Here is a 20,924-nt window from a genome sequence, read left to right as displayed (position 1 = left end):
ATCCAAATGAAAGACCCTGAGGTCAGCTGCCCGCTCGCAGTACCGCCGCCACCACCGGGCCCGCCGCGTCTCCGCCGTGGCCGCCGGACTGGACGACTGCCGCTGCGGCCAGGTCATTGCTGAATCCGGTGAACCAGCTGTTGGACACGGCCTGTCCGTCGACCTCCGCCGAGCCCGTCTTGGCGCCCTTGTCGCCGCCGACCGAGGCCATGGCGGCCTTGCCGGTGCCCCAGGCCGCCGTCGCGCGCATCATGTTGTTCAGCTGGTCGGTGACATGGGCCGGCAGCGAGCGGGACGCGACGGCGAGCTGCCGGCCGTCCAGGGACTGCGGCACGATGACCGGCTGGTGGAAGGTGCCGGTGCGGGCGGTGGCGGTGATGGACGCGATGTTGAGGGCGTTCATCTGAACCGTGCCCTGGCCGATGTACTGCGCCGCGGCCTCGCCGCCGACCGCCTCGGGAATGCTGCCGTCGGTCGAGAAGATGCCGGTCTTCCAGTCAAGCCCTATCCCGAAGACGTCCCTCGCCTCCTTGCCGAGCGCGGAGTCGTCGTTCACCTCGTCGATCTTCTTGATGAAGGCCGTGTTGCAGGAGCGGGCGAAGCTCGTCGTGAACGCGTCGGTCGGCGGGAGGGAGAAGCGCTTCAGATTGTGGAAGGTGTTCCCCTCGTACAGCACCTCCTCGGGGCATTCGACCGGGCGGGTCGCCGAGACCAGACCCTTCTCGATCAGCATCGCCGCGGTCACGATCTTCAGCGTGGAACCGGGCGCCTGCTTGCCCTGCATCGCCGCGTTGAAGTCGGTCACCGGGTTGTTGGCGACCGCGCTGATCGCGCCCGTCGAGGGCTGGACCGCGACCACCGACGCCTGGCTGTACTTCTTCACGGCCTGCTCGGCCGCCGCCTGGGCACCGGCCTCGATCGTCGTCCGGAGCCTGCCGGGCTTCCCCTTCGTCAGGGTCAGCAGCGTCGTCTTCGGCGCCGACTCGTCGGCGGGCTCGATCCAGGTCTCGATCCCTGCCGTGCCACCGCTCTTCGCCCCGTACTTCTCCCGCAGCGTGGCCAGCACCGGTGCCAGCGACGGATACGTCTTCGTGTCCAGGACCTTGTCGTTGCGGTCGACGGCCTCGATCTCCGGCGTCGACGACTGGCCCGTGTGCAGGGTCGCCCCGTCGGTCAGCTGCGGGTGGATCACCGTGGGCTCCCAGTCGACGAGCGCCTTCCCGCTGGTCAGGCCCCGCACCACGGTCAGTTCGGAGGCGTACGACAGGGTCTTCGTCCTGCCCTCGTACGAGACCGTCGCCTTTACCGTGTACGGCACCTTCGCGCCCACCGCGGGACCCGGAGTGATCACGGCCCGGGTGACATGGGCGTCCTCGGTGTAGCCGGTGAGCAGCGGTGCGGCGCCGGACTCGTTATTGGTGAGCAGGGACGCGGCCGTCGCGTCACCGGCCGCCCACGCCTTCAGGAACTCCTTCGAGGTCCCGGTTATCTCCGCCTCGCTGGGCGGCCCCGTCTTCACCTCCGAGGAGGCGTCCGTGGCTTTCAGCCCGTCGTCCTCGCTGCCGCCCCCGACAACGTTGTACGCGCCGTAGCCGACGCCGCCGGCCGCCAGCATGAACACGCCGCCTATTACGGCGACCTTCGCTCCACTGCGCATCGTGCGGTCCCCTCCCCAGGAGCCCCCTTGAACATGTTCAAGGGGAATTTCCCGGCACTCTACGGGAGAGCAGGGACAGGTGGGGCGGCTGTTATTGGACCGGGATCAGACCCACGTATCGAGCCACATCCGGTCGCGCCAGGAGTTCTCCGGGATGGACGTGCCCGTGTACAGCGGCCAGAAATAGACGAAGCTTCGTGCATGGGTCATGCCCTGGCCCCGACCTGCGGTTTCGTCGCAAATCGGGGCCGTCGGGCGGTTACTGGGCCGTCTCAGGGCCGTGATCATGCTTCCCGGGAGAGCGGTAGAGCCCATCCACGGCCTTCCGGGTACGGCCCTCGCTGCTCGGCATGAGGTGCGTGTAGGTGCGGAGGGTGAAGCCAGGGTCGGAGTGACCGAGGTACTGGCTCACGGCCCGGATGTTCTCCCCCGCGTCCAAGAGGACCGACGCGTAGAAGTGGCGAAGAGCATGCATCCCGTGCTGGGGCGCCGCCGCGTACCGCTGGCCTTCCTCCGGTTCGGGAATGATGCCCGCGGCTGCGAGTGCGGGCTTCCACATGTGGTCGTTGAAGTGGCTCACACGTACATGGTCGTCGGAAGGCCCGGTGAAGATGAGCTTCTTCGTGACGGGCGGGCCGTCCGGTGTCCGCCAGGGCAACGTCACCTTGACCGGCGGATGCCGCTCGATGTGAGCGCGAATCGCGTCGGCCACAGCGTCCGGGAGAGGCACATCGCGGAGCTTCCTCCCCTTCGGGAGGGCGAAGACGAACTTGCCCCTGATCCGCTTGAGCTGATGCTGAACTGAGAGCCAGCCACCCTCGCAATCCAGCTCCTCGACGTCGAGACCGAACACTTCCCCTTGTCGTAGTCCGCACCCGCCGGCCACGTCCACGGCTAGACGCAGGTGCTCGGGCAGGGCGGCTTGCACGCCGAACACCTGCGAGGCGGTCCACGGTACGACCCGAGGACGGCTTGGCTTCGGTGTCTGCACCGACCGGGCTCGGCAGGGGTTCTTGGTGAGGAGACCGTCATCCGTGGCTGCGCTGAAGGCGGCGGACACGGTGCCGAAGATGATGCGGCGGTGCGAGGCCGCGGGCACGGCGGCTTCAAGCTCACCGAGCCAAGTGCGGATATGGCCGGGCTGGAACGAGGGGAGCGGCCTCGTTCCGATGTACGGGTATGCGTGCAGCCTCAGTCGCCGCTCGGCGGCCTCGCGGCTGTTGATCTCGGTGGTGTGGGTCTTCACCCAGGTCTCGGCGAACTGCTGGAAGGTAATCCGTGCTCCTCGCGGATCGGTGTACTGCCCGCGCGACATGTCGACAGCCGTCGCGGTCAACCACTGTTCGGCGAGGCGCTTCTGTCGGTCGGGGAAGGACTTGCTCTTCTCGGTTCCGTCGGGGCCGATGTAGCGGGCGCGGTATCGCATGCCGGTGCCGTGGCGGTCGGTCTGGACGCGTACGGGCTTACCGGCGGGGCCGGTCTCGGTCTTGTACCAGCGGTCTTGGATGTGGCCAGCCATGTGGCTGTGTCCTCTCGGTATGTCCGGATGGGTGCTTGGAGAGGGAGGCAGGAGTGCCCCTCGGCGTGGACCCCTGACGGGGCCTTTTCAGTGCTGCGGGCGGACGCCTCCCTGCCTCCCTGGAAGGTGTTTGCGCTGGTCAGATCCAGGGAGGTGGGTCAGGGAGGCGGTGAGGGAGTTCTCCCTGCCTCCCTGGTGCGCGGGGCGTCGACTCCCTGCCGCGCACCGGGCGGTCGTGGGCGGCAAGGCACGGGTTTCGGTGGTGGCTGCCCGTGCCCCCTCTACCGGCTTTACCTCGCAGGTCAGGGGCCCTTACCGCCCCCTCTACCGGGGTAGAGGGGGCCCGCTACTTGAGGGGGCTGGGTAGAGCCATCGCGGCGGCGTGATTGTGGAGCGCTCGGGGTCTTCGGGTAGAGGGGGAGGGCTCTACCTCCCCCCTCTCGGTCACTGCGTCAGGCGGCGTCGCGGTCGGTCTGCTGGTCGATCCAGGCGCGGACTGCGGCGGGGTCGTAGCGGACGTGCCGGCCGACGCGGAAGCCGGGCGGTCCGATGCGCTGCTTGCGCCAGTGGTAGACGGTCTCGATCGGCAGGACGAGCATTGCGGCGAGGTCTTCGGGGGTGAGGTAGCGGTCCGGGAGTCCTGCGCGGAGGGTCGCGCGGGGGTCGGTGGCCATGGCGGTGGTGACTCCTCGTGTCCGTGGTGCGGTGCGTGGGAGTGGTGCCGGTCGCCGTCCTAGAGAGTTGGTGTATTTCAGTGTCCGCAGCGTCCCAGCGTCCGACAGAGCGCTTTTCCGCAGTTCAGGAAGGGTGAGAGCTTCGGACGCTGTGCGGACGCTGCGGACACTGGACGGCTTCAGCGTCCGCAGCGGGTGACGTATCCGGGCCGCTGTTTCGCGGCCCGGCCCGGTGGTGTTCCGGCTACGTCAGTGCAGGTCGGGCGGGTTGTGGCCCTGCCCGGCGGGGGTTACCTCGGGCCACAGGGCCGCCTCCTGCGGTGCGGACACTGCGGACGCTGTGCTCTCCGTCCGCGAGAGAACGAAGAGGCGGTGGCGGTGCTTGCCGGGGCTACGCTGCGTGTCGTCCACGGTGATCCCAACGGACCGCAGGAGCGGGGCGAGGCGTTTGACCTTGCCGCCCGCGCGGGTGGCGTCCTTGGGCCAGTTCTGCGGCCGGACACCGCCGGGCGGCTGTGCCTGTTCCAGGAGTTGGGCGGCTGTGCCGGTCCAGGTTCCGGCCTGCTCGACCAGGGCGGCGACGGCGGAGCCGAACTGGTCGCCCTCCAACGCGTCTCCGGCGACGTTCGCCGATGCGGCGAGGTAGTCGTCCAGGGTGTTCCAGTCCATGACCTGGTCGACGGCCGCGAGCACGCGGGCGAAGTCGGCCATGCGCGGCATCGTGGCGAGCCGGATGGACGGCAGGACCGCGAGCACGGTGGCCAGCAGGTCACAGAGCGAGCCGAGGACGGACGGGCGCACGGCCTCGAACGCGTCGTCCAACTCCTCCTCGGTCCGGCGCCGTTCCTCGTCGATCAGCTGGAGATCGAGCATCAGCAGCCGTTCGGCGAGGTCCCCCGCGAGCGCTCCGGCGTCGATGGTCGTCATGGCGAGCACACGGCGGAAGGAGAGAACGACGACGTCGTCGTCGGTGTACAGGGCCCGGTCCACGATCCCGTCCCCGGTGACGGCCTTGCACAGGGTGTCGGAGAGCCACGGCGGAATCGTGCTGATGTTGTCCAGGCACAGCGCCCAGGAGTTGAACGCCTGAGCGGACCACGCCTTGATGTCCCGCGGCTGCGACCGCTTCGAAGCGGGCGACGGGTCGATGAGATTCACGACCATCTGCGCCGTCTTCGACTTGCCCGTGCCCTGCTCGCCCTTGAACGTCAGGACCGGGTGCGGGATCTTCGGAATCCAGGCGGCGACCAGCCACGCCACGAGCTGACGGAACGTGGACTCATCCATGTTCAGCAGCGCGTGAAGCTTCGACAGACCATCCCCCACCAGAATCGGGGTGGGCATCGGCGCCATGGCCCCCGACCGCCGGAAGAGAACCGGCGAGCGGTCCACGACGTGCCATCCGCCGGCCGACAGAGTCACCGCACGGCCATCGGCCGTACCGAGGTCGACCACGAGGGTTCCCGCGTCGTCGTGTCCGACCCGCAGATGCACCGGCACCGGGTCGTTGGAGTCGGCGATGCCCTCCAGGACCGTCATGGCATCGGCGAGCGCGGACTGTGACGCCACGTCCCCTTCGAAGGTGTCGGCGTACAGCCGGGCCAGGCGCTGGCGCAGACCGGTGCGGCCACGCAGCGGAAGCGCGAGGTTGGGCCCGTCGATCGCGACCGCGTAGGGACGGCCGTCGGTCGACATGACGAACGTGTACTGCTCGCGGGCCATGGCCACGAGTCGGACGGCCGCAGACGGCTTCTTGCCGCCGTCCTCGGTCGGCTGCTTCGCCGGTCGGGTCTTGTTCACGGCCGGTCGACCCGCCGACTCGGTCGGGGCGATCGGGGCGATCGGGTCGATCGGTCGGGTCGTCCCGTTCACGCGCTGTACGGCGGTGTTCATGCGCTCACCCCTCGATCGGTCGGCTGTTCATACGTGTTCAGTCGGGCGGTCCGTCGGGCGTGTTCGAGCCGACCGAACCGCACCGCCCGGCGGGCCGTCGTGTGGTGTTTTGTCTGGTCAGGGGTCGACCGTTCAGTGGCCGGTCGGGCGTGAACGAGTCGGGCCAGCAGCAGCCACCGCACGTGCTGCGGGCCGAGTCCGGTCGGGCCCGGTCGGGTCGACGGGTCGGTGTCGGTGAACACCGATCGGTCGGCCGTGAACACGTCGTCGGTCGGGTGAACGCCCACACCGATCGGGTCGGTGTGACGGGGGGTGTGACGCGCCTCGTCACGCTGGTCAGGCAGGTAGGTCCAGGCCAGAAGGAGGGCGATGGAGAGCGGGAGCCGGTCGGCCTTGGCGTGGTTGCAGTCGACGCACGCCAGGGTCAGGTGAACGACCGACCATGTGCGGAACAGGGAGACCGGCACGATGTGGTCCAGGGTCGCGTCCCGCAGCGACGCGAACGGGCGGCGGCAGTACGTGCACCGCTGCCCGTGGCGGCGGGCGAGCTGTTCCTTACGGGCGCGGCGGCGCGACGCGGTGAGGTGACGGACACTCACGCCTACCACTCCGCCCGCATCGACCGCACCCGCACGCCACCCGGGCCAGCAGGCGGGGTCAGGCCGACGGTGTGCCCGCCCGTGTCCGGCCGGACGATGAGCGGCATGGGCTGGGACTGCGCCTGGCCGGAGCGCATCACGTCGAAGCAGAACCGGCGCCGGTGGTAGTCCGGGAGTGCCTGCTTGTACAGCCACTCCCGCTCGCGCTGCCGGTCGGCCGGCACGCCGAACTCGGCGGACATGAACGCCCCGAGCCGGATCAGTGTCTCCGTGGGCACCGCCACGACCCCTTCGTGCAGGGAGCGGGAGATCAGCAGGGCCCGGCGCGGGAGCTCCCGGAAGTCGGCCATGCGGTAGCGGTGCAGGGACGACAGGTACAGGGCGACTCCGGCTTCCCCGACGGTCATGGGGCGGGAGCGGGCTCCGGCGTACCAGAAGGACAGGGCCAGGCGGTAGGCGAAGCGCTGGCAGTGACCGACCCTGGGGGACCCGGCCTGGGGCAGGTCCGCGAACCTCTGGGAGACCTCTGCGATACCTGCCGGGCCCAATGTGGTGACGGCCGTTCGCAAGGCGCTGTAGAGGTGATCCGTGGTGGGGACCGGGAGGGCGAAGCCGTCGGCCACGACCTCGAACAGGGCGGCTGCCGCCTCGTTGACGTCCAGCTCCAGGCCGTTCACGGGGATGGTGGGGAAGTCATCCCCCTCCTGCCTGCGGTCCATCTCCGCGAGGCAGAACACCGGCCCGGGCGGCAGCGTGACGTGCGCGTACAGCGCGTCCAGGGCGGTCGTCATGCCGACACCCCGAACACGCGGGTGATGGCAGCCGCCAGGGACGTGACGTACTCGAAGTCCTCGGGCTTGCCGTTGCCCTCGTACATGGCCATCGCCCGCAGGGCGTAGGACTCCATCGCGTACAGGTCCGTCTGGAGCACGGCGTACTGGAGCGACTCGCGGATCGTTGCCTCGTCGCTCAGCTCGTCATGCGTCAGCGAACCCTGGAACATCAGCAGCCCCAGCAGTTCCGCGAACGTCAGGCACACCGGGATGCTCACCGCGACCCGCACCTCACGACCCTGCGGCTCACAGCTCCCGAACACATCAACGTTGCTGACCAGCCGACCAGCGGCAGCGCGCTCCGTAAGGATTCCAGGCATCATGGTCTTACCCCTTCGAGGGTCGGGGAGCGGTGACTTTGCTTGGCCGCGAGCGCCGCTCCCTGCTGAGCCCTAGGTCTTTGACCAGGGCTTTTCTGCGTTTAGAGCCCCGTTCACTGGCTCCATCTATGAACTAGCGTGCACTAGTGTGAGCTAGTCGTCAAGTGCCACGCGGTAGCGTGCGCTAGTTCGCTCTAGTGGGTACTCTCAGGGCATGACTGACACTGGGATTCCCAAGCCGAAGGCCGTGCAGGTGGCCGATGTGCTCCGCGAGGACGTCAGGAGGATGCAGCCTGGTGAACGGCTGCCCACGCAAAGGGAATTGGTGGACCGGTTCGGGTTCGCCGGCCAGACCATCCAGAACGGCCTTGCGATCCTGCGTGCCGAGGGAGCGATCGTCTCGGCGGGAAATATGGGCAACTTCGTGAGTGGCGGCGGAGCGGGCGATAAGGGCGACGAGCTCAAGGAAATCCGCTCCCAGATTCAGGCGTTGACTGAACGGGTCGCAGCGCTGGAAGGGCGCTCCGATTCGGGCCGTGCTTGATCTGTATCCACCCTGCGGGAAACGAGGCGTGTGCAGTAGGTGACACCTGGGGGGCATTGCGGCCGTCGTGGGGACAGCACCGATGTCCCCATACTGTCCTCTTGCGTGTCCCCCCGGCGGATCGGCCAGACTCGCGGTAAGCACTCGGAGAAGAGGGCACATGGGCGACGACAGGCCCGCATGGGCAAGGCGAATCGCTGCGGAGCGAGCGGCGCGTGATTGGGCACAGCGGGATGCGGTGCGAGCGCTTCGCGGCCACGCGCCGTCGGAGCTCCCGTCCGACGACAGCATGATCCGGCAGTGGAAGCGCTGGGAGTCTGGTGCTCTCCCGAACGAGTTCTATCGCCCCGTTATCGCGGCCGTCTTCGGCACAGTGACGCACGCGCTGTTTCCGGCGCCGTCCCGGCGAGACGGAGAGAGGGAGATCCTGGCTGTGAGCGGTATGGAGACGCTGGAAATCGTGAGTCGTCTCAACCGATCCGACGTGGACAACGCGACGCTCGACGCTTTGCGGATCACGACTGACCGGCTCTGCTCCGAGTATCCATTCATGCCGAGCAGCCAACTCCTCATCGAGGGGCGCCAGTGGCTGCGACGGGTTGTGGAGCTCCACTCGAAGAGCCTCACGCTTGCCCAGCACCGCGAGGTACTCGCGCTGTCCGGGTGGCTGGCCCTCCTCGTTGGCTGCGTCGAGTACGACTCTGGGGATCGTCATGCGGCCGAGTCGACGCGGCGGGCCGCCCTGTCTCTCGCGACCGAGTCGGACCACCCCGAAGTGGCTGGTTGGGCACACGAGATGCGAGCCTGGTTCGCACTCACCACTGGTGACTACAGGGGAGTCATCGTCGCGGCTCAAGCCGGTACAGAAGTCGCAGCTCACCACGGAGTGGCCGTGCAGCTCGCAGGTCAGGAAGCGAAGGCTTGGGCGCGACTCGGTGACCGTCGACAGGTCGAGGTCGCTCTCGACAGAGGCCGGCGCCTACTCGAAGGTATGCCGCATCCGGAGAATCTGGACAACCACTTTGTGGTCGACCCTGCGAAGTTCGACTTCTACTCGATGGACTGCTACCGCCTGGTGGGCGAGGACAAGCTGGCCCGGAACCTTGCCGAGGAAGTGCTCCGTGCGGGTACAGATTTCGACGGCACGGAGCGATCCCCGATGCGCAATGCTGAGGCGCGGGTGACGCTCGGTGTGACTGCGGCGCGCGAGGGCGACCTGGAACAGGCGCTCATCATGGGGGAGCGGGCGCTTCAGGGCGACAGGCAGTCGGTGCCCTCGCTCATCATGACGAGTCGCGAGCTCGCGGCAGAAGTCAAGCGCCGATACAGCGATGAGCCCTCGGCTCAGGACTACCTCGCACACTTGCGGGCGCTGGGCCAAGAGAAGCCCGGCTTCCTGCCTCAATAGCGCGTACCTATGCCTACAGAACCCCGGGTTCACGTCGAAGCCGGGGTTCTGACGTGTGTGCCGATAGCCGCTAGTCCGCTGGTCAATCCCAGTTTTGGCCGCTAGCGGCGGTGCTAGACCTAGCGGGGGTGGGCGCTAGGTCTAGCAGGGCAATCCAGGGCCCCGCTGGCCAGAAAGGCGATGTACGGAGCGGCCAAGCCGCACATTCCTTGGCAGCTCGCTGCGCGAGCGCTCGTCGATCGCCCCGCAGCCTGGCTGCCGCGGCGCATCGACGGAGGGCGACACGGGGCAACACAGGAACTGGACCACTAAGCGTGGCCGGTGGTCGGCCACTCGCCAGCTCTCGATTCGAGATAACGATCATGGCGCGTTGTTGGGCCCGTCTGCGGAAAAGCGCAGCGCCCGACCGACATATCGGCCGGGCGCTATTTCTCGTTGCTGACCATCTTCTCAACTCTGGTAATTCAGTATCGAGAATTTGCGTGACCTGTCGACAGGTCAAGCGCGACTGCAGTGGCGAGGGCGTCAGTCATGTAACGAGTGGCAGGCGGATTTACCGCTTCTCGATCCTGATATCCGCCAGGTCGAACCGGCACTCAAGCACGTTCTTTCGGAGAGTTCCGCCGCTCTGCGAGTACCACACGCTTGTGCGGTCTGCTTCAAAATCGCAGATCGAGACCGTACGCCACTGGCCGCTGCCCGTGCACTCGACCCAGCCCCCTGTCCCACCGACGCTCTTTATGCAGGACACCGTCTGCACGCCTACCTCGCCAGCCACCGCCTGCGGGGCAGTGAGGCCGAGGGTGGCCATAGCGCCGAATCCGATCGCTGCAATGGTGCGCTTCACGCTTACCATTCTGAGCCTCTTCTCTTTTAGAGTCGGTCTCGCGAATTTGAGCATCAGGCCAGCAATGGATCGACGTAGTGTCTACCGGAGCTGACTGAAGTAGTGCTTGGGCTCTGTTGCTCTGCCCAAGCGGCAGGCTCGAACCATTCTTTACATGGGAGTCACGTAAAGGCAATCGCTTTCTCGCCAAGGGCTGGAGATGATTCTGGCGCCCCCGACGGAAGGGGCGCGGCGGACTCAATGGGTTTGAATGTGATCCATTCGGGCAGGGGGCATTTCTTGTCAACTGCCAAGCCGACTGGCCGAAAACTCCCATACGAGCGAAAATCGGCCCGATATTCTGGACAACGTAAGGGTGCCAGTGCGCAGGTCATGTCAGGTTTTCCGCTAGCGGCGACGCTTAAGTGGAAGATTCTGCCCCGATGTTTCAGCCAACCTCCGTCGAGGGCTAGCGTCCGTAGCGTCCGCACTGCCTATCTGTTAAGAGCCGTCTTCACCTGCGGTAATGCTCTTAAGCGGGGGAAGTCGTTGCGGACGCTGCGGACGCTGGCGGACACTACACATTTTGCTTAGCGTCCGCAGTGTCTGTACAGGTCAGGGCTTGTGCGGGTGCATGTTCGGACGCTGCGGACGCTGTCTTCTCTCAACTCTCTAGTAAGAGGTGCGGGGAGAGCTAAGCGGAAGGCCTCCTGCCCCACTGAAATGCGTCGGTGAGCCACCCAGGAGGGGCGGGGGCCGGACGTGCTCAAGCGCCGATGCCCTCTGACGCTCTGTTGTGGGCTACGGACGGCATTTCAGTGGGGGGCGGTCGCGCCGAACAGCAAGAGGAGCACGACCCACGCCCCGACTGGGTGCTCTTCTTGCTTGTGCTTGTGCTTGTGCTTGTGCTTGTGCTTGTGCGTGGGCGGTCGCGGGAAGGGGCCACGGCCCCAGGAGCTGAGTGGTGTCTTCAGGTGATGACTGCCCCTGAGGCAAGCAGCCGCCACCATCGCAGGGAGCGGCGAAGTTTCCGGTTTCCCAGTTTCCGGCAGGATTCCTACGCGTGCGCGCGCGAAGCGCGAAACTGACGTCACGCTGCGTCGCTACGGGGCTTCTCGGGGCCTATCTCACCCCCGGGGGTCTCGGACCCTCACCGAGGGAGTGCGGGGCTCTACGGGCCGGTGTGCATCTGGGCCTTACGGCAGGGCCGTGCGACGCCTTCCAATGGGGAACGACGCCCCTCTTGGAAGGCATCCGTCAGGCATCTGTGCCCCGCGGGCGCACACGAGCCTCCGGGAGCTCCCGAGAGAGGGCGCCCGAAAGCCGTCCGCCCGAAGGGTGGTCCTTCTTGCCCTTCCTTCTGACCCGCGCCGCTGGCCGGGCGGCCCGATAGCGTCACCGCCGGCCGCGTGGCTACGGCCGTGGGACGCGGATCGGGGTCTTCCGTGGGCGGTCCGCTATGCGCTAGCGACCTGATCAGGGCCCACTTGGGCCGCTATCGGGGCTGCTATCGATAGCAGGTCGGCCCGCTATCGATAGCAGCCCGGGCCGTCTGTGGGCCGTCCGACGCCCGCCAACGGTCACCAATGGCGGCCAACAACCACCAAGAGGGCGCGGCCAGTGGCCGCGCCCTCTTTACGCCTCTTCCCTGCTAGACCCAGGTGTCCAGCCACATCCGATCGCGCCAGGAGTTCTCCGGGATGGACGTGCCCGTGTACAGCGGCCAGAAATAGACGAAGTTCCAGACGATCAGCAGCACCAGCACACCGGCGGCCACCGCCCCCAGCGTCCGCCGGCGTTCACCGGACGGATCGCTCGTCGTCAGATCCAGGTCCTTGCCGGGCACCGCTCCCGCGGCGGGTCCGATCATCGCGCCGATCATCATCGTCACCGCCAGACACAGGAACGGTACGAAGACGACCGCGTAGAACAGGAAGATCGTCCGCTCCTGGTAGAAGAACCACGGCACCCAGCCCGCCGCCACACCGCACGCGATCGCACCCGCCCGCCAGTCGCGCTGGAAGAACCACCGCCACAGCACGTACAGCAGCGCGAAGCACGACGCCCACCACAGCATCGGAGTGCCGATCGCCAGCACCTCGCGCGCGCACTTGCCGGTCGCCGACGCCGCGCAGCCCGCCTGCTCCTCGTAGAAGTACGAGACGGGGCGGCCGAGCACGATCCAGCTCCATGGATTGGACTCGTACGTGTGCCCGGAGGTCAGCCCGACATGGAACTCGTACACCTGGTACTCGTAATGCCACAGGCTGCGCAGCCAGTCCGGCAGCCAGGTGAACGAGCCGCCCTTGCCCTCCGTCGCCGCCCAGTTCCGGTAGTACCCCTTGTCCGTGACGATCCAGCCCGTCCACGTCACGAGATACGTGCCGATCGCGACCGGCACCGTCGAGACGAACGCGGGCACCAGATCCCGGCGCAGTACGGCCGCGTACGGCTGCACCGCACCCGCCGTGCGCCGCGCGCCCACGTCCCACAGCACCGCCATCACACCGAACGCGGCCAGGATGTACAGACCGTTCCACTTGGTCCCGAAGGCCAGTCCGAGCATCAGGCCCGCCGCGAGCCGCCACGGCCGCCACCCCAGGCGCAGCGTCTCCGCGATCCGGGCGTCGGGGCGCATGACCCCGTCCTCGTCGACCGGGAGCGCGGCCGCCAGTCTCCGGCGTGCCCAGTCCCGGTCGGCCACCAGGCACCCGAAGGCCGCGAGCACGAAGAACATCAGGACCAGGTCGAGCAGCGCGGTGCGGCTCATCACGAAGTGCAGCCCGTCCACCGCGAGCAGCGCGCCCGCCAGGCAGCCCAGGAACGTGGAGCGGAACAGCCTGCGGCCGATCCGGCAGAGCATCAGCACGGACAGCGTGCCGAGCACCGCCACCATGAAGCGCCAGCCGAACGGGGTGAAGCCGAAGAGCTGCTCACCGGCCCCGATGATCCACTTGCCGACCGGCGGATGCACGACATAGCCGGGCTCCACCGGGATCGGCACCTTCGAGGGATCGGCAAGAATCGACTTGTCGATGTCCTTGGGCCAGGCCCCCTCGTACCCCTGGTTGACCAGCGCCCAGGCGTCCTTCGCGTAATACGTCTCGTCGAATATCACCGCGTCCGGCTTGCCCAGATTCCAGAACCGCAGCACCCCGGCGACCAGCGCCACCAGCAGCGGCCCGCCCCACGCGGACCAGCGGACCAGATGGCCTGCCAGGGTCGGCGGCACCCCGAGCGCCGCCCAGAACCGGCGTCCCGGGCGGGTGTACGGCGGTACCAGCCGTTCACGCAGCCCTGTCTCCGGCCGGGGCACATGGCCGAAGCGGCGCAGCCGCTGCTGCCAGGCAGGCGGCTGCGCGCCGTAGGCGTCCCCGGCGTCCTGGCCCTGCTGTGCTTCGGGTGCAGTACTCGTCACCGCGCCATCGTAGGGAACGCATCTGTGCGAAGGGTGCCGCCCGTGCTGGGAGGATGGCCCATGTGACTGGATCGACTGGAACGCTGGTACTCGCAGGGACCCCCATCGGCGACGTGGCGGACGCCCCGCCACGACTCGCCGCCGAGCTGTCGACGGCCGACATCGTCGCCGCCGAGGACACCCGGCGGCTGCGCCGCCTCACCCAGGCGCTGGGCATCCAGACCACGGGGCGTGTGGTCTCCTACTTCGAGGGCAACGAGACGGCCCGTACGCCCGAACTCGTCGAGGCACTGATCGGCGGCGCCCGCGTCCTGCTCGTCACCGACGCCGGGATGCCGTCCGTCTCCGACCCGGGCTACCGGCTCGTCGCCGCGGCCGTGGAGAAGGACATCAAGGTCACCGCGGTGCCGGGCCCCTCGGCCGTGCTGACCGCGCTCGCCCTGTCCGGCCTGCCCGTTGACCGTTTCTGCTTCGAGGGCTTCCTGCCGCGCAAGGCGGGCGAACGCCTCGGCAAGCTCGGCGAGGTGGCCGGCGAACGTCGCACGATGGTCTTCTTCGAGGCCCCGCACCGGCTCGACGACACCCTGGCGGCGATGGCCGAGGTGTTCGGCGCGGACCGCAGGGCCGCCGTGTGCCGCGAGCTGACCAAGACGTACGAGGAAGTGAAGCGCGGCCCGCTGGGCGAGCTCGCCGTCTGGGCGGCCGAGGGCGTACGCGGCGAGATCACCGTCGTCGTCGAGGGCGCCACGGACTCCGGCAACGAGGGCCTGGACGCCGAGGAGCTGGTGCGCAGGGTGCAGGTGCGCGAGGAGGCGGGGGAGCGCCGCAAGGAGGCCATCGCCGCGGTCGCCGCCGACGCGGGCCTGCCCAAGCGCGAGGTGTTCGATGCGGTGGTCGCGGCAAAGAACGCGGCTCGAACTGCCCCTGCCGAGGGCAAGGACTAATCTGAAAGGCAAAGCCCGAGCCGCGTACCGGGCCCTTTGGCCACGAGAAGGCCAAGACCGCTCCAACACTCGGCTTGGCCTGGTGCGCTCCCGCCGGGAAAGGCGTCCACTGGATGGTGGGACGCATTCCTCGGAGTGCTTGTCCGGCGGACAAGAGGAGCAGGCATGAGCGAGATCGCAACCACCGTGCATGAGGCGTACGCGTTCGCGTGCATGAGGTGCGGATACGGCTGGGAACAGGCCTACGAGATAGAGCACCACGTCGACGGTTCCGGTAACGCATTCGTCGTCTACAAGGCGGACGGGGAACGCGTGCCGTCCCCGCTGTCCACGCCGACCTGCACGAACTGCGGCGGGCACGTCGTCCGGATCATGCGGTCCGGCCGGGTCTCGACCGTTCAGCAGCTGCTCGAACACCGGCTTCCCGAAGGGACCGCGTCAGCCCCCGCGCCGGTCTCGCCGGAGCCGGAACACCACTGGCACTTCTCCCACCTGCTGCACCCCTTCCACCGCAAGTGAGCCGGTGCTCCACCGCACGTGAGCCCGTGCCCATGATCCTCGTACGATCGTGGGCATGAGCCGTACGGAAGCCCCGCCGCTGCCCGAACCCCTCCGGGTGCCGGTCGCCGATTCGCACACCCACCTCGACATGCAGGACGGAACCGTCGAGGAGGCCCTGGCCAGGGCCGCCGCCGTCAATGTGACGACCGTGATCCAGGTCGGCTGCGACGTGGCCGGCTCGCACTGGGCCGCCGACATCGCGGCGGCCCACGCCGCCGTCCACGCCTCCGTCGCCCTCCACCCCAACGAGGCGCCCCGCATCGTGCACGGCGACCCGGAGGGCACCGCGCGCCAGGGGGTCCGGGAGCCGGGCGGGAAGGCGGCGCTCGACGAAGCGCTCGCCGAGATCGACGTACTGGCCGCGCTCGACCATGTACGCGGAGTCGGCGAGACCGGCCTCGACTACTTCCGTACGGGCCCCGAGGGCATGGCCGCCCAGGAGGAGTCCTTCCGGGCGCACATCGAGATCGCCAAGCGTCACGGCAAGGCCCTCGTCATCCACGACCGCGAGGCGCACGCGGACGTGCTGCGTATCCTCGCCGACGCGGGTGCCCCCGAGCGGACCGTCTTCCACTGCTACTCCGGCGACGCCGACATGGCCCGGATCTGCGCGGACGCCGGATACTTCATGTCCTTCGCGGGCAACGTCACCTTCAAGAACGCCCAGCCGCTGCGCGATGCCCTGGCCGTCGCGCCGATGGAGCTGGTCCTGGTCGAGACGGACGCACCCTTCCTCACCCCCGCCCCGTACCGCGGACGGCCCAACGCGCCCTACCTCATTCCGGTCACGCTCCGCGCGATGGCCGAGGTGAAGGGGGTCGGCGAGGACGCCCTGGCGGCGGCGATCTCCGACAACACGGCACGCGCATTCGACTACTGAGCCGCGACACGGCCACGCTGTGTAGTCGCATTGCTTTGGAGGGTCACCGAAGCTCGCAAGGCAGTCACCATGCAGGGCGCGGCGGCCGGCGTACGCCGGCCGCACCCGTCGCCGTCTGCGACGGCTCGTCCCGCAGGCCCTGGTCGTCGCTTTCCTGGCCGGTGGTACCTCGGCGTTCGTCGTCCACGACAAGGCCGCCCGGCTGAGCGTCGACGGGCAACCGCGCACCCTGCACACCTTCGCCGACGACGTCGGCGACCTCCTCCAGGAAGAGGATGCTCTACGTGCAACGGGGGGCGAGTCCGTGGCCGCACTGCGGCCGTACGCTTAGCGGGTGAGCAGCACAGAGCCCGACGCCCTCCTGGGCCCCGCAGACATCCGCGACCTGGCAGCGAAACTGGGCGTACGCCCGACCAAGCAGCGCGGTCAGAACTTCGTCATCGACGCCAACACCGTCCGCCGGATCGTGCGCACCGCCGAGGTGCGCCCCGACGACGTCGTGGTCGAGGTGGGGCCGGGACTGGGCTCGCTGACCCTGGCGCTGCTGGAGGCCGCCGACCGGGTCGTCGCCGTCGAGATCGACGACGTGCTCGCGGGCGCCCTGCCCGCCACGGTCGCAGCCCGGATGCCGGAACGCGTTGACCGGTTCGCCCTCGTCCACTCCGACGCGATGCTGGTCCGCGAGCTGCCGGGCCCCCCGCCCACCGCGCTGGTGGCCAATCTCCCGTACAACGTGGCCGTGCCGGTCCTGCTCACCATGCTGGAGCGCTTCCCGAGCATCGAGCGCACGCTCGTGATGGTGCAGGCCGAGGTCGCCGACCGGCTGGCCGCGAAGCCGGGCAACAAGGTCTACGGCGTGCCGTCGGTCAAGGCGAACTGGTACGCGGACGTCAAGCGCGCCGGGTCCATCGGCCGCACGGTCTTCTGGCCCGCGCCGAACGTCGACTCGGGGCTGGTGTCCCTGGTGCGGCGCACGGAGCCGATCAGGACCAGCGCGAGCCGTACCGAGGTCTTCGCGGTCGTCGACGCCGCCTTCGCCCAGCGCCGCAAGACGCTGCGCGCCGCCCTGTCCGGCTGGGCGGGTTCCGCGCCGGCCGCCGAGGCCGCGCTCGTCGCGGCCGGTATCTCGCCGCAGGCCCGCGGCGAGGCGCTGACGGTCGAGGAGTTCGCCGCGATCGCCGAGAACAAGCCGCAGAGCAAGCCGGAGCCGTCCGCATGACCCGCAGCGTCACCGTCCGCGTCCCCGCCAAGGTCAATGTGCAGCTCGCGGTCGGCGCTCCGCGCCCCGACGGCTTCCACGACCTGGCCAACGTCTTCCTCGCCGTCGGCCTGTACGACCAGGTCACCGTCACCCCCGCCGAGCGGCTGACGGTCACCTGCTCGGGTCCGGACGCCGCGCAGGTCCCGCTGGACGCCACGAACCTCGCCGCCCGCGCCGCGATCGCGCTGGCCGAGAGGCACGGCCTCGCGCCCGATGTGCACATCCACATCGCCAAGGACATTCCGGTCGCGGGCGGCATGGCGGGCGGCAGTGCCGACGGCGCCGCCGCCCTGCTGGCCTGCGACGCCCTCTGGTCCACCGGATCCACCCGCGAGGAACTCCTCGCGCTCTGCGCCGAGCTGGGCAGCGACGTTCCGTTCAGCCTGGTCGGCGGGGCCGCACTCGGCGTCGGACGCGGCGAGCGGCTGACCCCGATCGAGGTCGGGGGCACCTTCCACTGGGTCTTCGCGGTCGCCGATGGCGGGCTGTCCACCCCGGCGGTCTACAGCGAATTCGACCGGCTCACCGCGGATACGGACGTCCCGGAGCCCGCCGCGTCCGCCCCGCTCCTGGACGCGCTGCGCGCCGGGGACACCACCGCACTCGCGGACGCCCTGAGCAACGACCTCCAGGCCGCCGCCCTCTCCCTGCGCCCTTCGCTGGCCGACACCCTCGCCGCGGGCACCGCGGCGGGTGCCCTGGCCGCCCTGGTCTCGGGCTCCGGGCCCACGACCGCGTTCCTGGTGGCGGACGAGGAGTCGGCGCAGAAGGTGGCACAGGCACTGATCACGTCGGGGACGTGCAGGACCGCGCGGGTAGCCGTGTCTCCGGCACCGGGGGCGACGGTCCTGACCCCCTAGGGCCGGAAACAGGGCCCGGAAACAGGGCCCGGAAACAGGGCCCGGAAACAGGGCCGGAAACAGGCCCGGAAGGGTGTCAGCCGAGCTTCAGGGTCTTCTTCGCCAGCTCGTACGCGGGCAGCATCTGCTGGTGCTCGTCGGAGTCGAGCCCGCCCAGGTGCACCACGACCGGGCCGTCCGGGGTGGCGACCGCGAAGGCGCGCTCGGTCTTCGGCTCGTCCAGCAGCTCGCTGCTCACGGTGTACGTGACCTCCGTGGCGGTCAGGGAGCCGGCCTCGAACTCGGTGTACGCGGCCTTGCCGGCGGTCGGGTCGGCCGCGAGGAACGCCTCAAGCACCGCGCGCGGCCCGCTGTCGGACGGGTCGCCCGCCCACACCCGGAGGTAGCCGATGTTCCCCGCCGGCTTCGCGTCGATCTCGCAGACCATCCTGACCGGGCCCTGCTCACCCAGCGCGGCCAGCTCGGAGCCGGGGTCCACCTCGACGGCCTCCGGCTTCCAGGACGTCGCGTAGTCGAAGGCGACGGGCATCGGGCAGGCCGAACCGGCGGCGCCGAGCGTGCCGCCCTTGGTGACGGGCTTCCCGGCAGCGGTGTCGGCGCTCTCGGCGGTGCCGGTCGTCTTCCGTGACTGCTTGGCGGTGCCCGTACCACCGTCCGAAGACGAGCATCCGGTCAGCGCCACTGTCGCCAGGACCGCCGGAACCAGAGTCCGTACCGCGTACCGCTTCTTCATGAAGTCCCCACCCCTGAGATGTTCCCCACCGCTCCGACCTGGGGTTACTCCCCAAGATCGATTGCCGCACGCTATCGCACCTCTGGCGGCGACTACCCTGGGACTTCGAGCGGTCCCCGACGCAGGGACCCCCCAGGCAGGAGTGAAATGGCCGTCAATCTGGTCAATGTCGAGCAGGTCAGCAAGGTGTACGGCACCCGTGCCCTGCTCGACGGTGTATCTCTCGGGGTGTCCGAGGGCGACCGGATCGGTGTGGTCGGCCGTAACGGCGACGGCAAGACGACTCTCATCCGGATGCTCGCCAAGCTGGAGGACGCGGACACCGGCCGCGTCACCCACAACGGCGGGCTGCGCCTCGGTGTCCTCACCCAGCACGACTCCCTCGACCCGACGGCGACCATCCGTCACGAGGTCATCGGCGATCTCGCCGACCACGAATGGGCGGGCAGCGCCAAGATCCGTGACGTACTCACCGGACTCTTCGGCAGCCTCGCACTCCCCGGCTTCGAGCACGGCCTGGACACCGTCATCGCCCCCCTCTCCGGTGGCGAGCGGCGCCGCATCGCGCTCGCCAAGCTGCTCATCGGCGAGCCGGACCTGATCGTCCTCGACGAGCCCACCAACCACCTCGACGTCGAGGGCATCTCCTGGCTGGCCGGCCATCTGCGGACCCGCCGCTCGGCGCTGGTCTGCGTCACTCACGACCGGTGGTTCCTCGACCAGGTCTGTACGAGCATGTGGGACGTCCAGCGCGGCTCGGTCCACGAGTACGAGGGCGGCTACAGCGACTACGTGTTCGCGCGGGCCGAGCGGGAGCGGATCGCCGCCACCGAGGAGGGCAAGCGACAGAACCTGATGCGCAAGGAGCTGGCCTGGCTGCGGCGCGGCGCCCCCGCCCGTACGTCCAAGCCGCGCTACCGCATCGAGGCGGCCAACGAGCTGATCGCCGATGTGCCGCCGCCGCGCGACACCAGCGCGCTGATGAAGTTCGCCAATGCCCGGCTCGGCAAGACCGTCTTCGATCTGGAGGACGTGACGGTCCAGGCCGGACCCAAGACGCTGCTCACCCACCTCACCTGGCAGCTCGGCCCCGGCGACCGGATCGGCCTGGTCGGGATCAACGGTGCGGGCAAGACCTCGCTGCTGCGGGCGCTCGCCGAGGCGTGCCGCACGCAGGGCGACGAACAGCCCGCCGCGGGCAAGGTCGTCGTCGGCAAGACGGTCAAGCTGGCCTACCTCTCGCAGGAGGTTGCCGAGCTCAACCCGAACCTGCGGGTGCTGGAGGCCGTGCAGCAGATCCGCGACCGCGTCGACCTCGGCAAGGGCCGGGAGATGACCGCGGGGCAGCTCTGCGAGCAGTTCGGCTTCACCAAGGAGAAGCAGTGGACGCCCGTCGGTGACCTGTCCGGTGGCGAGCGGCGCAGGCTCCAGATCCTGCGGCTGCTGATGGACGAGCCCAACGTCCTCTTCCTCGACGAGCCCACCAACGACCTGGACATCGAGACCCTGACGCAGCTGGAGGACCTCCTCGACAGCTGGCCCGGGTCGATGATCGTGATCTCCCACGACCGGTTCTTCATCGAGCGGACCACCGACAAGGTGATGGCCCTGCTCGGTGACCGTGCGCTGCGGATGCTGCCGCGCGGGATCGACGAGTACCTGGAGCGCAGGCAGCGGATGGAGGAGACCGCCACCCCGGCCTCCGCGTCCGGGACCTCCGGAATGAGGCCCGCCCCGGCCGAGGTCGTCTCGCCGCAGGCCGCGCGTGCCGCGAAGAAGGAACTCCAGAAGGTCGAGCGGCAGCTGGAGAAGATGTCGACGAGGGAAACGACCCTGCACGCGCAGATCGCCGACAACTCCACCGACTTCGGGAAGGTCGCGAAGCTCGACGCCGAGCTGCGTGAACTGGTCGCGGAGCGCGATGTGCTGGAGATGCGCTGGCTGGAACTGGCCGAGGATTCCTGACCGTCGACTGTGACCGGTGGTGCGTTCGG

General features: G+C 68.8%; 18 protein-coding genes and 1 pseudogene. 9 read left to right on the top strand and 10 right to left on the bottom strand.

Annotated elements, in window-relative coordinates; all coding sequences use genetic code 11:
- Positions 1–22: 22 nt before the first annotated feature.
- From ACFT7S_RS31395 to ACFT7S_RS31365, 7 genes are all read right to left on the bottom strand, one after another.
- Positions 23–1,657 carry a penicillin-binding transpeptidase domain-containing protein gene (locus tag ACFT7S_RS31395; protein ID WP_382737551.1) on the bottom strand — a complete coding sequence of 545 codons (1,635 nt, stop codon included), beginning with the start codon at positions 1,655–1,657 and terminating at the stop codon, positions 23–25.
- 259 nt (positions 1,658–1,916) lie between these two features.
- Complete coding sequence (locus ACFT7S_RS31390) at positions 1,917–3,176, bottom strand: tyrosine-type recombinase/integrase (RefSeq protein ID WP_382737549.1); 1,260 nt, start codon at positions 3,174–3,176, stop codon at positions 1,917–1,919.
- Positions 3,177–3,628: 452 nt separating this feature from the next.
- The gene (locus ACFT7S_RS31385; RefSeq protein WP_382737547.1) at positions 3,629–3,850 is read right to left on the bottom strand and encodes a helix-turn-helix domain-containing protein; all 222 of its coding nucleotides are present in this window, start codon (positions 3,848–3,850) and stop codon (positions 3,629–3,631) included.
- A 249-nt stretch (positions 3,851–4,099) separates the two neighbouring features.
- The gene (locus ACFT7S_RS31380) at positions 4,100–5,743 is read right to left on the bottom strand and encodes an ATP-binding protein (RefSeq protein WP_382737545.1); all 1,644 of its coding nucleotides are present in this window, start codon (positions 5,741–5,743) and stop codon (positions 4,100–4,102) included.
- Positions 5,740–6,342 carry an HNH endonuclease gene (locus tag ACFT7S_RS31375; protein ID WP_382737543.1) on the bottom strand — a complete coding sequence of 201 codons (603 nt, stop codon included), beginning with the start codon at positions 6,340–6,342 and terminating at the stop codon, positions 5,740–5,742. The genes ACFT7S_RS31380 and ACFT7S_RS31375 overlap by 4 nt, the downstream gene beginning before the upstream one ends.
- Before the next feature lie 2 nt (positions 6,343–6,344).
- Positions 6,345–7,133 (bottom strand): hypothetical protein, encoded by a 789-nt coding sequence (locus tag ACFT7S_RS31370; protein WP_382737541.1) that lies wholly within the window; start codon positions 7,131–7,133, stop codon positions 6,345–6,347.
- Positions 7,130–7,393 carry a hypothetical protein gene (locus ACFT7S_RS31365; RefSeq protein WP_382737540.1) on the bottom strand — a complete coding sequence of 88 codons (264 nt, stop codon included), beginning with the start codon at positions 7,391–7,393 and terminating at the stop codon, positions 7,130–7,132. Before ACFT7S_RS31365 ends, ACFT7S_RS31370 begins: the two co-directional genes overlap by 4 nt.
- Before the next feature lie 316 nt (positions 7,394–7,709).
- Between ACFT7S_RS31365 and ACFT7S_RS31360 the strand changes: the two genes are divergently transcribed.
- The gene (locus tag ACFT7S_RS31360) at positions 7,710–8,039 is read left to right on the top strand and encodes a GntR family transcriptional regulator (RefSeq protein ID WP_382737538.1); all 330 of its coding nucleotides are present in this window, start codon (positions 7,710–7,712) and stop codon (positions 8,037–8,039) included.
- A 160-nt stretch (positions 8,040–8,199) separates the two neighbouring features.
- Complete coding sequence (locus tag ACFT7S_RS31355) at positions 8,200–9,447, top strand: XRE family transcriptional regulator (protein WP_382737536.1); 1,248 nt, start codon at positions 8,200–8,202, stop codon at positions 9,445–9,447.
- A 553-nt stretch (positions 9,448–10,000) separates the two neighbouring features.
- Here the strand turns inward: ACFT7S_RS31355 and ACFT7S_RS31350 are convergent.
- Together ACFT7S_RS31350 and ACFT7S_RS31345 are read right to left on the bottom strand one after the other, a co-directional pair.
- On the bottom strand, positions 10,001–10,294 hold the full coding sequence (locus ACFT7S_RS31350; protein ID WP_382737534.1) for a hypothetical protein: 294 nt from the start codon (positions 10,292–10,294) through the stop codon (positions 10,001–10,003).
- A 1,630-nt stretch (positions 10,295–11,924) separates the two neighbouring features.
- The gene (locus ACFT7S_RS31345; protein WP_382737533.1) at positions 11,925–13,691 is read right to left on the bottom strand and encodes a dolichyl-phosphate-mannose--protein mannosyltransferase; all 1,767 of its coding nucleotides are present in this window, start codon (positions 13,689–13,691) and stop codon (positions 11,925–11,927) included.
- A gap of 53 nt (positions 13,692–13,744) precedes the next feature.
- On the opposite strand from ACFT7S_RS31345, the gene rsmI reads away from it, so the two are divergent.
- From rsmI to ACFT7S_RS31315, 6 genes and pseudogenes are all read left to right on the top strand, one after another.
- Positions 13,745–14,635: a 16S rRNA (cytidine(1402)-2'-O)-methyltransferase gene (rsmI, locus tag ACFT7S_RS31340; RefSeq protein WP_382737532.1), complete on the top strand. Its 891-nt coding sequence runs from the start codon at positions 13,745–13,747 to the stop codon at positions 14,633–14,635.
- A gap of 165 nt (positions 14,636–14,800) precedes the next feature.
- The gene (locus tag ACFT7S_RS31335; protein ID WP_382737531.1) at positions 14,801–15,154 is read left to right on the top strand and encodes a hypothetical protein; all 354 of its coding nucleotides are present in this window, start codon (positions 14,801–14,803) and stop codon (positions 15,152–15,154) included.
- Positions 15,155–15,209: 55 nt separating this feature from the next.
- The gene (locus tag ACFT7S_RS31330; protein WP_382737530.1) at positions 15,210–16,076 is read left to right on the top strand and encodes a TatD family hydrolase; all 867 of its coding nucleotides are present in this window, start codon (positions 15,210–15,212) and stop codon (positions 16,074–16,076) included.
- A 46-nt stretch (positions 16,077–16,122) separates the two neighbouring features.
- Positions 16,123–16,350, top strand: a pseudogene (locus tag ACFT7S_RS31325) (ubiquitin-like domain-containing protein); the annotation flags it as partial.
- 60 nt (positions 16,351–16,410) lie between these two features.
- The gene (gene rsmA, locus ACFT7S_RS31320; RefSeq protein WP_382737529.1) at positions 16,411–17,295 is read left to right on the top strand and encodes a 16S rRNA (adenine(1518)-N(6)/adenine(1519)-N(6))-dimethyltransferase RsmA; all 885 of its coding nucleotides are present in this window, start codon (positions 16,411–16,413) and stop codon (positions 17,293–17,295) included.
- A complete protein-coding gene (locus tag ACFT7S_RS31315) occupies positions 17,292–18,197 on the top strand; it encodes a 4-(cytidine 5'-diphospho)-2-C-methyl-D-erythritol kinase (protein ID WP_382737528.1) in 906 nt (301 codons plus the stop codon). The genes rsmA and ACFT7S_RS31315 overlap by 4 nt, the downstream gene beginning before the upstream one ends.
- Before the next feature lie 76 nt (positions 18,198–18,273).
- Here the strand turns inward: ACFT7S_RS31315 and ACFT7S_RS31310 are convergent, their stop codons facing one another.
- Positions 18,274–18,930, bottom strand: coding sequence for a lipoprotein (locus ACFT7S_RS31310; protein ID WP_382737527.1), 657 nt, complete (start codon positions 18,928–18,930; stop codon positions 18,274–18,276).
- 147 nt (positions 18,931–19,077) lie between these two features.
- Here ACFT7S_RS31310 and ACFT7S_RS31305 point away from each other — a divergent pair, with 147 nt between their 5' ends.
- The gene (locus tag ACFT7S_RS31305; protein WP_382737526.1) at positions 19,078–20,895 is read left to right on the top strand and encodes an ABC-F family ATP-binding cassette domain-containing protein; all 1,818 of its coding nucleotides are present in this window, start codon (positions 19,078–19,080) and stop codon (positions 20,893–20,895) included.
- Positions 20,896–20,924: the final 29 nt, after the last annotated feature.

Source organism: Streptomyces sp. NPDC057136 (assembly GCF_042670885.1).
GTDB lineage: Bacteria > Actinomycetota > Actinomycetes > Streptomycetales > Streptomycetaceae > Streptomyces.
The sequence above is the reverse complement of the archived record's forward strand: the minus strand, read 5'-3'. Positions and strand labels throughout refer to the sequence as shown.